14 protein-coding genes are annotated in these 11,634 nt (G+C 70.7%); 6 read left to right on the forward strand and 8 right to left on the reverse strand.

Going from position 1 to position 11,634, the window contains the following annotated elements:
- Positions 1 to 124 precede the first annotated feature (124 nt).
- Complete coding sequence (thiL, locus tag ACZ5KW_RS09545) at positions 125 to 1,039, reverse strand: thiamine-phosphate kinase (RefSeq protein WP_343777465.1); 915 nt, start codon at positions 1,037 to 1,039, stop codon at positions 125 to 127.
- A 275-nt stretch (positions 1,040 to 1,314) separates the two neighbouring features.
- On the opposite strand from thiL, the gene ACZ5KW_RS09550 reads away from it, so the two are divergent.
- The 3 genes from ACZ5KW_RS09550 to aceA are packed head-to-tail and all read left to right on the forward strand — an operon-like array spanning position 1,315 to position 2,973.
- Complete coding sequence (locus ACZ5KW_RS09550) at positions 1,315 to 1,692, forward strand: hypothetical protein (RefSeq protein ID WP_343777463.1); 378 nt, start codon at positions 1,315 to 1,317, stop codon at positions 1,690 to 1,692.
- On the forward strand, positions 1,689 to 1,931 hold the full coding sequence (locus tag ACZ5KW_RS09555; protein ID WP_343777461.1) for a hypothetical protein: 243 nt from the start codon (positions 1,689 to 1,691) through the stop codon (positions 1,929 to 1,931). The genes ACZ5KW_RS09550 and ACZ5KW_RS09555 overlap by 4 nt, the downstream gene beginning before the upstream one ends.
- A 4-nt stretch (positions 1,932 to 1,935) precedes the next feature.
- Positions 1,936 to 2,973, forward strand: coding sequence for an isocitrate lyase (aceA, locus tag ACZ5KW_RS09560; RefSeq protein WP_343777459.1), 1,038 nt, complete (start codon positions 1,936 to 1,938; stop codon positions 2,971 to 2,973).
- 135 nt (positions 2,974 to 3,108) lie between these two features.
- On the opposite strand, the gene ACZ5KW_RS09565 is transcribed toward aceA, so the two are convergent.
- The 3 genes from ACZ5KW_RS09565 to ACZ5KW_RS09575 form a co-directional block, all read right to left on the reverse strand.
- Positions 3,109 to 4,371 carry a CaiB/BaiF CoA transferase family protein gene (locus tag ACZ5KW_RS09565; protein WP_343777457.1) on the reverse strand — a complete coding sequence of 421 codons (1,263 nt, stop codon included), beginning with the start codon at positions 4,369 to 4,371 and terminating at the stop codon, positions 3,109 to 3,111.
- Between the two features lie 117 nt (positions 4,372 to 4,488).
- Entirely contained in the window at positions 4,489 to 4,653 is a 165-nt protein-coding gene (locus ACZ5KW_RS09570; RefSeq protein WP_343777455.1) for a DUF7838 family putative zinc beta-ribbon protein, read from the reverse strand.
- Between the two features lie 114 nt (positions 4,654 to 4,767).
- Complete coding sequence (locus ACZ5KW_RS09575) at positions 4,768 to 5,751, reverse strand: nucleoside recognition protein (RefSeq protein WP_343777453.1); 984 nt, start codon at positions 5,749 to 5,751, stop codon at positions 4,768 to 4,770.
- 84 nt (positions 5,752 to 5,835) lie between these two features.
- On the opposite strand from ACZ5KW_RS09575, the gene ACZ5KW_RS09580 reads away from it, so the two are divergent.
- Both ACZ5KW_RS09580 and ACZ5KW_RS09585 read left to right on the forward strand, forming a co-directional pair.
- The gene (locus ACZ5KW_RS09580) at positions 5,836 to 6,723 is read left to right on the forward strand and encodes an HVO_0234 family beta-propeller protein (protein ID WP_343777451.1); all 888 of its coding nucleotides are present in this window, start codon (positions 5,836 to 5,838) and stop codon (positions 6,721 to 6,723) included.
- 137 nt (positions 6,724 to 6,860) lie between these two features.
- Positions 6,861 to 7,562, forward strand: coding sequence for an HU family DNA-binding protein (locus ACZ5KW_RS09585; RefSeq protein WP_371153050.1), 702 nt, complete (start codon positions 6,861 to 6,863; stop codon positions 7,560 to 7,562).
- Between the two features lie 26 nt (positions 7,563 to 7,588).
- Here the strand turns inward: ACZ5KW_RS09585 and ACZ5KW_RS09590 are convergent, their stop codons facing one another.
- Positions 7,589 to 8,539, reverse strand: a complete 951-nt coding sequence (locus tag ACZ5KW_RS09590; protein ID WP_343777450.1) for an aminopeptidase — start codon at positions 8,537 to 8,539, stop codon at positions 7,589 to 7,591.
- 184 nt (positions 8,540 to 8,723) lie between these two features.
- On the opposite strand from ACZ5KW_RS09590, the gene ACZ5KW_RS09595 reads away from it, so the two are divergent.
- Positions 8,724 to 9,791 carry a type II glyceraldehyde-3-phosphate dehydrogenase gene (locus tag ACZ5KW_RS09595; protein ID WP_343777448.1) on the forward strand — a complete coding sequence of 356 codons (1,068 nt, stop codon included), beginning with the start codon at positions 8,724 to 8,726 and terminating at the stop codon, positions 9,789 to 9,791.
- A 111-nt stretch (positions 9,792 to 9,902) separates the two neighbouring features.
- Here ACZ5KW_RS09595 and ACZ5KW_RS09600 read toward each other — a convergent pair whose 3' ends face one another.
- From ACZ5KW_RS09600 to ACZ5KW_RS09610, 3 genes are all read right to left on the reverse strand, one after another.
- The gene (locus ACZ5KW_RS09600; protein ID WP_343777447.1) at positions 9,903 to 10,079 is read right to left on the reverse strand and encodes a hypothetical protein; all 177 of its coding nucleotides are present in this window, start codon (positions 10,077 to 10,079) and stop codon (positions 9,903 to 9,905) included.
- A gap of 151 nt (positions 10,080 to 10,230) precedes the next feature.
- The gene (locus tag ACZ5KW_RS09605; protein WP_343777445.1) at positions 10,231 to 10,530 is read right to left on the reverse strand and encodes a hypothetical protein; all 300 of its coding nucleotides are present in this window, start codon (positions 10,528 to 10,530) and stop codon (positions 10,231 to 10,233) included.
- A gap of 69 nt (positions 10,531 to 10,599) precedes the next feature.
- Complete coding sequence (locus tag ACZ5KW_RS09610) at positions 10,600 to 11,592, reverse strand: hypothetical protein (protein WP_343777444.1); 993 nt, start codon at positions 11,590 to 11,592, stop codon at positions 10,600 to 10,602.
- Between the last annotated feature and the right edge of the window lie 42 nt (positions 11,593 to 11,634).

The raw sequence follows: 11,634 nt of genomic DNA on the forward strand, positions 1-11,634 counted from the left end.
AGCGAGCGCATCGAATCCTCCCGGCTGGGGATTCGGCCGTCTCAGTCACTCCGTTGACTCCAGCGAAATTCGTTACGTACAGCCGAACTGCTGAGGCTGTGACGGCACCCATCGGGTTCCGGGCCTATCCGTCGCCGTGCGTGTACCCGCGGTCGGGCAGCGCGTCGCCGTCGGCCGTGACGCGCGACGGTTCTTCTCCGTCCGGCTCCGCGATCACCCTCCCGACCCGCGTCAGGCCGGCTGGACACGCCTCCCGAACGCTCTCCACTTCGGGTTCCGGTACCGCACAGAGCAGTTCGAAGTCCTCGCCGAAGTGCGCCGCCAGTTCGAACCGCTCGGCGGCGTCCGCAGCCACTTCCTCGACAGCCGGGTGGACGGGGACCGCGTCGCGCTCCAGTTCGATCCCGACGCCGCTCGCCTCCGCGAGTTGGTGACAGGACCGGGCGAGCCCGTCCGAGGAGTCCATCATCGCGGTCGCCGCGTCGGCGAGCGCGACGCCGTCGGCCACCCGCGGCGTGAACCGGAACAGGTCGTTGGCGCGTTCGACCGCCTCGTCGCCGCCCGACTCGAACAGCCGGAGCCCCGCCGCTGACCGGCCCCACTCGCCGGTGACGCAGAGCGCCTCGCCCGGTTCCGCCCCGTCTCGCGTGACGGGACCGGCGTCCGTGACCGAACCGATCGCCGTGGTCGCGGTCGTGAACTCCACGTGTTCGTCGAGGTCGCCGCCGACGTACTCGGCGTCGACCGCCTCGCAGACGTCGACCGCGCCCGCGACGAACCGCGTCAGTTCCTCTCGGTCGAACCCGTCGTCGGCGTAGACGGCGACCGCGGCGCTCGCGGCGGCGCCCATCGCGGCCACGTCCGACAGCGACGCGCCGACCGCGCGCCAGCCAGCGGTGTACCGGGTGGTGCCGGCCGGGAAGTCGGTCCGCTCGTGGAGCATGTCCGTCGTGATGACGGTCCCGTCGACGACGGCGGCGTCGTCGCCCGCGTGCGGGAGGTCGCCCGCGAGGACCCGGAGAGCGTCGCGCTCGTTCACTGCCACACCCTCCGGGAGCCGGAGGCAATAAGCGATCGGTCCAGGGCGGACGCGAGGCCGACGCGAGCCCCGGATGCTGAATACGTGGTGCGTGTTGGCATGGAACATTTAATCGAGTAAAACAACATAACGAATATTATCATTATCAATCATTATGTTTATTACTCCCCTCCTGCTGGTACCAGTCGCAATGGCAGTATCCGTACGCAAACACGCAGCCGGCCGACGCACAGACGCGACCACTATACGACCGCCGCAACCGCCCACGCGACCAGATGACGACACCTAACGACACGCCCGACGACACGACCCGACGCACAGACAGCACGACCGATCCGGATCCGACGACCGACCGATCCACTTCTCCGCGGACGATCCCCGGCCGCACCCCGCTCACCGAGGAGGCCGGCGCGCCGCTCGTCCCGCCGATAGCGACTCCCCGCACGCGCACCGACGGCACCGGACCGACCGACGAGTCCGACCGCCCCGCTGACGGCGACCGCCGGACGGCGACCACTCGCTCTCCCGGCTCGCCGCCCCAGACCGAGGCCGCCTCGCCGACGCGCCCGCCGACCGACGGCGAGCGCGACGCTCCGCTCGTCCCCGACCTGCGTCCCGCTTCGCGGACGCGGACGGACGGGGGGTCGCGATGACGGCGAACGCGACGCGCCGACCCCGCACCCGCTCGCACCCGTCCGACGGCGAGCGCTCGTTCCGGCGCGCGGTCCCGATGACCGGGACCGGCGACGGTCCGCGACCGGACCCGACGACGTTCGCTCCGACGAGTCAGTCGGAGAGGACTCGCGGCACCGGACGCCGCGCCGACAGCCGCTCCACCGACGAGCGCCGCGGCGCGTCGAACCGCACCGCAAACGACGCCACCACGCAGTAATCCGATGAATCCCAACGAACTCGACGACGACGTCTTCACGAGAGATATCGACAATCCGGCCGGCCGCCGGCTCCGCGAGCTCTTCGACGAGCAGGAGTACACGTTCGCGCCCGGAATCTACCACGCGCTCGACGCCCGCCTCGCCGAGATGGCCGGGCTCGACGCGGCCTACATGAGCGGCTACTCCACCGTCCTCGGCCAGTTCGGCTTCCCCGACCTGGAGATGGTCACCATGTCGGAGATGGTCGAGAACGCGAAGCGCATGGTCGAGGCGACGAACCTGCCCGTGATCGCCGACTGCGACACCGGCTACGGCGGGATTCACAACGTCCGGCGCGCGGTCCGCGAGTACGAGAAGGCCGGCGTCGCCGCCGTCCACATCGAGGACCAGACCTCCCCGAAGCGGTGCGGCCACATCGCGGGCAAGCAGATCGTCTCCCGCGAGCAGGCGCGGTCGCGGTTCGAGGCGGCGGTCGACGCCAAGCAGAGCGAGGACACCGTCATCATCGCCCGCACCGACGCCTACGGCTCCGCGAACGGCGACTGGGAGGAACACCTCGAACGCGGCCGGATCTACGCCGACGCCGGCGTCGACCTCGTCTGGCCGGAGATGCCCGACCCGTCCCGCGAGGACGCGGTCGAGTACGCCGAGACGATCCACGAGACCCACCCGGACCTGGATCTCGCCTTCAACTACTCCTCGTCGTTCGAGTGGGGCGCCGAGGAGGACCCGCTCACCTTCGAGGAGCTGGGTGACCTGGGCTACCAGTACATCTTCATCACGCTGTACGGGCTCCACTCGGGCGCGCACGCCGTCTACGAGGACCTGTCGAACATCGCCGAGAACGACGAGCAGGCGCAGTTCGACCTCGAGGAGCGCTACATCGGCCACGAGACCGAGAGCCACCACGAGCTCTCCTTCGTCCCGCGGTATCAGGAGACGGAGGCCGAGTTCGACCCCGAGGCCCGCCGACGGCAGGAGGAGTCGGCCGGCTTCACCGAAGACGAAAGCGACCCGATCACCGCCGAGGACGACGACTGATCGACCGGCCCAATCCGGGCGATCACGTCGCCCCCTGACGTCCGCTGTTTCCGTTTTCGGCCCGCGATCGCCCGTCGGCCACGCCCTCTTCCCCGATTCTGCCCCGAACCGTCGCTCCGCCTCGGCCGCGAACGCTCACCCCGAGGCCGACCCGTCGTCGCCGTCCGGGATCGCACCGACGCGTCGCAGCGCCGCCACGTCGTCCTCGTCGTAGCCGAACTCCGACAGGACCGTCTCCGTGTGCTCGCCGAGCGCCGGCGGGTGGCGCCGGACGGTCGTCGGGGTCCGCGAGAAGTGCATCGGCGACCCGGGGAACGTCACGGTCCCGGCGGTCGGGTGGTCGGCCTCGGCGACCATGCCCCGCGCCTCGATCTGCGGGTCGGCGAACACCTCGCTCACGTCGCGGACGCGGCTCGCCGGCACGTCGTGTTCCTCCAGGGTCGCGGTCGCCTCCCCGGTCGTCATCGCCGCGAACGTCTCGGACAGCTCGCGGTCGAGGACCTCGCGGTTCCGAACGCGCCCCTCGTTCGTCTCGAACCGCTCGTCCGCGAGGAGGTCGGGGCGGTCGAGCGCTTCACAGAGGGGCGGCCAGAAGCGGTCCGACGAACAGGCGACGACGACGTAGCCGTCCGTCGTCTCGAACGCCTGATACGGGGCGATGTTCGGGTGTTTGCTCCCCATCCGGCCCGGGGCCTCGCCGCTGGCGAAGTAGTTCGTCGCCATGTAGCTGGTCCAGGCCGCCTGCCCGTCGAGGAGGCTCACGTCGATCTTCTGGCCGCGGCCGTCGCCGAGTTCGCGTTCGAGCAGCGCCGCGAGGATGGCCTGCGTCGCGTACATCCCGGCGCCCACGTCGGCGAGCGCGACCCCGATCCGGACCGGCGGCCCGCCCTCGACGCCGGTGAACGACATGAAGCCGCCCCTGGCCTGCATCATGATGTCGTACGCGGGCTTGTCGCGGTCCGGCCCCCACTCGCCGTAGCCGGAGATGCCGCAGTAGACGAGTCCGGGGTTCTCGTCGACGAGGTCGCCGTAGTCGAGCCCCCACTCGGCCGTCTTGCCGACGCGGAAGTTCTCGACGAGCACGTCGGCCTCGCGGGCGAGGTCGCGCGCGACCGCCCGCCCCTCGTCGGTCGTCAGGTCCAGTTGTATCGACCGCTTGTTGCGGTTGACGCTGACGTAGTAGGCGCTCTCGGCGCCCTCGCCCTCCCCGAACGCCGGCGGGACCCACGTCCGCGTCTGGTCGCCGTCGCCGGGGCGCTCGACTTTGATCACCTCGGCGCCGAGGTCGCCGAGTTGCATGGTACAGAACGGCCCGACGAGGACGCGAGAGAGATCCAACACGGTGAGCCCGTCGAGCGGACCGGTGTCGCTCTCGGGGCGTTGCGCCTCACCGACCACGCGGTCTCACCTCCGCGTCCGGACGCTGTCTCCGGTTCATGCGATCCGCCTCAGCCCCCTGACTACTGAGTGTTGCGGCGGGCGGTACGCGGAGCGAAAAAGTGGGTCGGGGCCGCGTCAGGCCGGGAGGGTGTCGATACCGTTGATTTCGACGTAGCCGTAGCCGCAGTCGGGACAGCGCCACTTCGTCTTCTCGCCGAGGTGTAGGGTCATCGCCGCGGTCCGGTAGAACGAACGGCTCTCGCCGCACGCGGGGCAGTCCACGTCCTTTTCGAGCGACATGGGCGGCGATCGGTCCGGGGCGGTGTTGAAGTTACTGATCCGAGCGCCGGGAGTCGCGACCTGTCGCTTCCCGGGTTCCTCCCTCTCGCCCGCAACGTCCCGCCGTCGGCCCCGTCACCACACCGGCACGAGAAGCAGCGCGACCGTCGCCGCGATGAAGACGAGTTTCAGCCCCGTGTTGACGGCGATCACCTTCGTTCCGAACGACGGGCCCCAGATCCCGTACTGGAACGGGATCGAGCGCCGGAACGTGGAGACGGCGAACGAGAGGATGCTCCCGATGAGCAGCGACGCCACCGCGGTGCGGGTCGTGAAGATCCCGGCCTCGGTCCCGGCGAGCGTCGCCGCGCCCGCGGTGGTGTCGAGCGTGAACACCGCGATGACCGGGACCGCGGCCCCGGGCAGCCCAAGCACGCCGGTTATCGGCTCCGCGACGGCCGTCAGCGCCGTCACGTCGTACGTGGTGACGAGCCAGATCACGAGGGTGTAGACGACCGCGAGCCGCGGGACGATCCGGCGCAGGGTGCGCCACGACTTCCCGGCGGCGTCGCGGACGCGCTCGCGGCCGCCGCGCTCGTCGTCCTCGGGACCGGCCGCGTCGACGTCGGCGAGGGCGGACCGGTCGACGTTCCCCTCCGAGAGGAGGAGTCCGCCGGCCGCCACGCCGGTGACGGTGATGAGCAGCGCGATACCCGCTCGCGCGGAGACGTACCCGACGCCGACCGGGATCCCGAGAATCGGGATCAACACCGGGACGTAGTAGGTGAACACGTGCTGGACGAACCCGAAGAACGTGTTCATCGTCACGGCGACGAGCGTCGCCCGGTCGTCGAGGAAGCCGGACTCCCGGAACTCGGCGAGGGTCGCGTACCCGGCCGTCGTCGACGCGGCGGTCGTGAGGATCGCCGTGCCGACCTCATCGGGGAGGTTCGCGGGTCGCGTGAGCCACCCCGCGATCCCGGCGACGTAGCGGATCAGCCCGAACGCGACGGCGACGTTGGCGACGAAGACGCCGGCCGCGATGAACGCCGTGATCCGGGCCAGCCGTGGGACAACGTCCGCGAGCAGCACCGAGAGGTCGGCGGCGACCGATTGCACGAATCGGCGTACGCGAGCGGCGCTCAAATGGCCGTCGGAACGCTCGCGCGAGGCTTATGTCCCGCCGCGGTGAACGCCCTCCCGATGGCACCCGCCGAGGACGACATCTCGATCGACGAAAAGCGCGTGTACGCGGGCAGCGCCGGCCGCACCGACGCCTACGTCGCGACCGGATCCGGGATCGTCCGCGTGTCGCTGTCGGCCGACAAGATCGGCGCGTTCGACATGGTCGCCCGCGACGCGGCCCGCGATGTCGCCGTCCTCGCGCGCGACGGACGGGCGGACCTCGTCGTCGCCGCGACTCCGGACGGGCTCTCTGTCGCCCCGGTCGACGACGACCCCGACTTCGCGCTCGTCGACGACGATCCGGCGGTCGCGGTCGGCGTCGCGGGCGGTCGTGACGACGCGCTCCTCGTCGCCCGGGAGGACGGCGCGGTCGAGCGCGTCGAGTTCGCGGGAGGGGAGACTGCGGTCGCCTCGACGACGCCGCTCGGAACCGTCGCGGACCCCCGCGCGGTCGACGGCGCGCTCGTCGCGGCCGCGGACGGGGTGTTCCGCGTCACCGGCGACGCGGTCGAGAACGTCGGGCTAGACGACGCGCGTGACGCGGCGGGCGCGGGGATGCCCCTCGCGGCGACCGGCGCGGGGCTCTACTGGCTCGGAAACGGCTGGATGTCGGTCCGGGAAGGGGGGGCCGACGCGGTCGCGGCCGACGGCGACGGCCACGCGATGGCGGTCGTCGACGGCGACCTGCTCGCTCACGCCGACGCTGGCGGCGAGTGGGACGACGAGACGTGGGCGGTCGCGGACCTGCCCGTGGACGAAACGGCCGTCGCGCTCGGCTACGGCCCCGGCCTTTCGGTCGCGGTCACGGACGCTGGCACCCTCTGTGTCGACGCCGGCGACGGCTGGCGCCACCAGGTGGTCGGCGTCCGAGACGTGGAAGGGGTCGCGCTCGCGGTCGTCGAGTAGGGAATCGACCAAACCGGCGGCGAGCGCTTCCGATGCCGGCACGCCCTCGGGACGCTCCCGAAGTAAATATATGCTAAGTGGTATGTACAATACACTTATGATTGCGCGGAGCGACATAGCATCGTGAGTGTGAACAGATGAACAAAAACGAGCTCTCGCGACGAACCGTGCTCCGGAACGGCGCCGTCCTCTCGACGGCGTTCGGATTAGCCCTGGCGGTGACCCCGGGGCGGGTAGCGGCGATGAACAAGGCGGAGCTGATCGAGCAGATGGCGAGCGAAGCCGGCCTGCCGAAGGACGAGGCGACGGCGGCGCTCGACGGGTTCATCAACGCGACGACGACGGCGCTGCGGGACGGCGACAGCGTCGCGCTGAGCGGGTTCGGGGCGTTCCGGCCCCTGAAGCGTGCGAAGCGGGGGCTCGACAACGGCTCGGCGGACGGGTCGTCGGTCGGCTTCGACGCGTGCCCGGAGTTCGCTGCGGGACTCGACTTGATCCCCGGCAGGGGGGATGAGCGGGGCGCCCGCGCCGGGTCCCGGTGTCGCAACGCGGACGTCGTGATCGACGCGGAGCGCCTCGCCCGCGAGACGCAACACGGACGGGAGCGCGGGCTGTCGAAGGCCGACGCGAAGCGGGCGATAGAGGGTTTCACCGTCGCGACGACGAAGGCGCTGAAGATGGGTGACAGGCTGTCTCTCGCCGGCTTCGGCTCGTTCAGTATCTCGAAGCGCTCCGCGCGCACGGGCCGCAACCCCCGGACCGGCAAGGAGATCCAGATCGCCGCCAAGAACGTCGTGAAGTTCAAGGCCGGCGCCGAGCTGTCCAAAGCGGTCAATTAACGGGAGTTCGATTCGGTCCGAACCGCCTACGCGTTCGGCAGGTCGATCGGCTCGCCGTCGGCGTAGACGGTCGGGTTCCGGATGATGCCGTCGAGGTGGAGCGGCGCGTCCGTCTCGCCGCCGATCCCGGCGTTGTCGCCGATCGCGATGTGAACGGTGCCGCCCGCCTTCTCGTCTAAGAGGACCGAGCCGACCAGTTCGTCGACCCCGACGTTGGTGCCGATGCCGAGCTCCGCGAGGTTGTAGGCCGCGTCGCCGACCTCCTCGGCGGCCGCCTCCACGTCGGCGCGGATCTCGTCGTCGGAGATCGACGTGACCGTCCCGTCCTCGACCTCGAAGGCCAGTTCCTGTCCCTCGTCGAGCAGCCCGTGGGGCATCATCGTCCCGTCGACGACGAACGTCCCGGTCGCGGTCGCGGGGGCGACGAACACCTCGCCCGCGGGCAGGTTCGAGAAGTCGCCGGGGTCGCGGACCATCCCGGTGTCGGCGAGCCACTCGCGGTCGCCGATCCCGAACGTGATGTCGGTGCCGGCGGGCGCGGTGACGCGGACCTCCTCGGCGTCGCCGACCTGCGCGAGCACGTCGTCGCAGGCGGCGTCGATGGCGGCGTAGTCCGCGTCGAGCCCGGTGGTGAACACGTCCTCGGTGATGCCCGGGAGCGTCGCGCCGCGCGCGCCGGCGTCACAGGCGGCGCCGCGGGCCCGCGTGTGGCTCAGGCTCTTCGTCGTCGGCGCGAGGAAGACGTCGGCCTCCGCCATCGCCGCCGCGACGGGGGCCGGCGGCTCCGTCCCGTGTTGGTCCGCGGGCGGGTACCGCAGCACCGTCGTGTCGTCGGTGACGGCCGTCGCGGCCGCGTAGAGCGCCTCGCCGATCGGCTCGCGCGCGTCGTCGGTGACCACGACGACCGACTCGTCGGGGGCGACGTTCAGGCACTGTTCGATCGCGGTCGCCGCGGCGCCGGAGAGGTCGGCTGTCATGTCGCCGTCTCCGAACGGACGGGCGTTAGGCCTTGTCATCCGCGTTTTTACTCTATTCCGTAATTGAATTATTTACGTCCGGTGTCGATCGCCCTCGAATTAACCGATCGGTTACTCGTGGGGTAGTTAATTTCAAACTAATTTTAGCGAAAACATTATAGTGGTCCCTGAGGGACGGAGGGATATGATACGCGTGGGCGTCAACGGGTACGGTACGATCGGGAAGCGGGTCGCGGACGCGGTCGCGGCCCAGCCCGACATGAAGCTCGTCGGCGTGACGAAGGCGTCGCCCGACTACGGCGTCGAGGCCGCGGCCCGGCGGGGCTACGACCTGTACGCGGCGGTGCCGGACCGGGTCGACGCCTTCGCGGGCGCCGGTATCGACCTCGCCGGAACGCTCGGCGACCTGCTCGACGCGGTCGACGTGGTCGTCGACTGCGCGCCGTCGGGCGTCGGCGAACGGAACGCACCGGTCTACGAGGCCCACGACACGCCGGCCGTGTTCCAGGGTGGCGAGGACGCCGCGGTCGCCGAGGCCTCGTTCAACGCCCGCGGTCGGTTCGAGGCTGCCCGCGGCGCCGACACCGTCCGCGTCGTCTCGTGTAACACGACCGCGCTCTCGCGGCTGTTCGCGCCGCTCGACGAGGCGTACGGGATCGAGAAGGCCCGCGTCACCCTCGTGCGTCGGGGCGGCGACCCGGGCGAGACGGACCGCGGCCCGATAAACGACATCGTCCCCGATCCGGCCGCGGTCCCCTCCCACCACGGGCCGGACGTGAACGAGATCCTGCCCGACGTGACCGTCGACACCGCGGCGCTGAAGGCCCCGGTCACTGAGATGCACACTCACAGCGTCAACGTCACGCTCGCGACCGAGCCCGACCCGGCGGCCGTCCGCGACCTGCTCGCCGACGAGGGACGCATCTTCCTCGTCCCCGAAGGCGCCGGGATCGACGGTGCCGGCGCGCTGAAGGCCTACGCCGACGACGCGGGACGCCCGCGCGGCGACCTCTGGGAGAACTGCGTCTGGGAGGAGTCGATAAGCGTCACCGGTCGCGACCTGTACCTGTTCCAGAACGTCCACCAGGAGGCGGACGTCGTGCCGGAGAACGTGGACGCGATCCGCGCGATGACGACCGACGTCGAGGCGGCCGAGTCCGTCGCGCGCACGAACGAGTCGCTCGGCGTGGGCCTCGACAGCCGACTCGACGACATCGGTCCGGAGGCCGCGGAGCTGGCCGCCGACGACTGACGGTCGCGACCGCGAGTTTCAGCTCAGGCGAGTCTCGCGCCCGGATGGCCGCCGCTCGGGAGGTTCCCTGCGAAATCGAGGGCCGATCGCGTCATCGACTCGAACCCGCGATCACTCGGCCGGCCGCGTCACGAGGAACGTCTTGCCCCCGCGACGCTCGAGGTGGACCTCGCTCCCGTCGACGCGGTTCGCACGGATCCGCTCCGGGAGGCGGCCGGTTCGGCACTCGGTGACGTCCACGCGCGTCGGCGTCGCGTACCGCGGTCGGTCGGCAGTGACTGCGCTCATACAACGGAGTCGGGCCTGAACTCCCCTATAAGCGAGCCATGCGCGGAGTGAAACTGAAAGTGGACGGCAGAGCTTCGTTACCGTGAGGTCAGGAGTTCGAGGACGGGACCGAGGTGAGACGGCGCGCCGTCTCTCGCCGACGGACGGTCGCTTATCGGTGGAGGCCGGTCGCCTCGTCGTCCTCGACGAACCGCACCGTGAAGTAGTCGTAGCCGCCGTAGGCGGTGTCGAGCGCCCCCATCCACCAGTTCCACCGCTCGACCAGCGAGGAGCCGTCGGGGGCGTCACCCAGGTGTTCGACCACGCCGGCCACCGTGAGGCCGTGACCGCGGTCCTCGGAGGGTCGCTCGGAGTCGACGAGGTCGCGGGCCGCTCGCGAGACGGCGCGCCGATCCGCCTCGGTCCCGCCGAACTCGTCTTCGAGCGCGCGTTCCAGGCGCTGTCTGTCCATACTCTCCCTTCGGGACGCGGGTATATGAGTCGCGTGGTAGGGGGTGGCACGTCCGGTGTCGCGCCAGGTTCACAGCCGCGCGGCGAGCGCGAGGAACAGGATCGAGAACGGCGCCGTGAGCAGTGCGAGCGCGACGCCGCCGGCCCCCTCGCCGCCGGCGACGGCCATGAGGAGGCCGACCACGAGCGAGAACGACCCAACCACCGCGAGGGTGACCCGCTCGGGGACGCTCGCGCGGTCCGGGCCGTCGCTCGCCGCCAGCACCGCGTCGAGCGCCGACTCCACCGCGTCCGCCTTCTCGGACGGCGCGAACAGCCACGGCGTCGACCGGTACCACGCGTTCCCTCGGTAGGCGAGCAGGAACACGGTCAACCAAGGGAGGTCGATCCGCCGCGTCCGGACCACCGACCCGAGGTCGTCGGTCTGGGAGCGGTCGTGCGTGTGATTCGTGCGCTCGACGACGCGCTCCGCCGGGTCGAGCCGAATCGACGTTCCCCTCGACCCGGCGAGCATCGGCAGGAACCAGATCAGCGGGAACAGATAGAACACTCCGACGTCGGTCGGCGGGGGTCCCCACACCCAGAGCGCCCCGAACGGGGCGGCGCCCGCGACGACCCAGGGAAGGCGGATCGATTCCCGCGAGAACGAGTAGTCGCCGAGCGCCGACCGGAGCTTCTCGCGGGTCCGTCCGTCCGATCGGTCGCGTGCGATGAGGAGGTACACGAGGGAGAACGGTCCGCCGACGAGGAGCAGCACGCCCAGCACCCACAGTTCTCCGCCGGCGACCGCGCCGCCACCGGTCACCGCGGTCCGCGCCGCACCGGCCACGGCGACGGCGACGACCGCGACCACTGCGAGAAGCCCGACCGCAACGACGAGACTCACGCCGAGGGCGACGGACCCGAGCCGGTCGTGGCGGACCGGCCCCCACTCGATCGGGTCGGAGGCCGGCTCCGATTCGGACGCCGTCCGCGCGCCCGCCGTCGGCTCGGTCGTTCCCGTCGAGTCGGGCCGTTCTACCGTATCGGTGGTCTCGGCCGCGGAACCGCTTTCGGAGGGCATCTCGACCTTCGATACACTCGACACGGGATTAAAGCTGACCAC

The sequence above is a fragment of the Halorubrum ejinorense genome (assembly GCF_055389685.1).

Excerpts from the sequence above, each read along its gene's own strand:
- aceA (WP_343777459.1), top strand. The coding sequence starts at position 1,936 with ATGAATCCCAACGAACTCGACGACGACGTCTTCACGAGAGATATCGAC.
- ACZ5KW_RS09585 (WP_371153050.1), top strand. The coding sequence starts at position 6,861 with ATGAACAAAAACGAGCTCTCGCGACGAACCGTGCTCCGGAACGGCGCC.
- ACZ5KW_RS09595 (WP_343777448.1), top strand. The coding sequence starts at position 8,724 with ATGATACGCGTGGGCGTCAACGGGTACGGTACGATCGGGAAGCGGGTC.
- ACZ5KW_RS09550 (WP_343777463.1), top strand. The coding sequence starts at position 1,315 with ATGACGACACCTAACGACACGCCCGACGACACGACCCGACGCACAGAC.
- ACZ5KW_RS09570 (WP_343777455.1), bottom strand. The coding sequence starts at position 4,653 with ATGTCGCTCGAAAAGGACGTGGACTGCCCCGCGTGCGGCGAGAGCCGT.
- ACZ5KW_RS09600 (WP_343777447.1), bottom strand. The coding sequence starts at position 10,079 with ATGAGCGCAGTCACTGCCGACCGACCGCGGTACGCGACGCCGACGCGC.
- ACZ5KW_RS09605 (WP_343777445.1), bottom strand. The coding sequence starts at position 10,530 with ATGGACAGACAGCGCCTGGAACGCGCGCTCGAAGACGAGTTCGGCGGG.
- ACZ5KW_RS09610 (WP_343777444.1), bottom strand. The coding sequence starts at position 11,592 with ATGCCCTCCGAAAGCGGTTCCGCGGCCGAGACCACCGATACGGTAGAA.
- ACZ5KW_RS09555 (WP_343777461.1), top strand. The coding sequence starts at position 1,689 with ATGACGGCGAACGCGACGCGCCGACCCCGCACCCGCTCGCACCCGTCC.
- ACZ5KW_RS09580 (WP_343777451.1), top strand. The coding sequence starts at position 5,836 with ATGGCACCCGCCGAGGACGACATCTCGATCGACGAAAAGCGCGTGTAC.
- ACZ5KW_RS09590 (WP_343777450.1), bottom strand. The coding sequence starts at position 8,539 with ATGACAGCCGACCTCTCCGGCGCCGCGGCGACCGCGATCGAACAGTGC.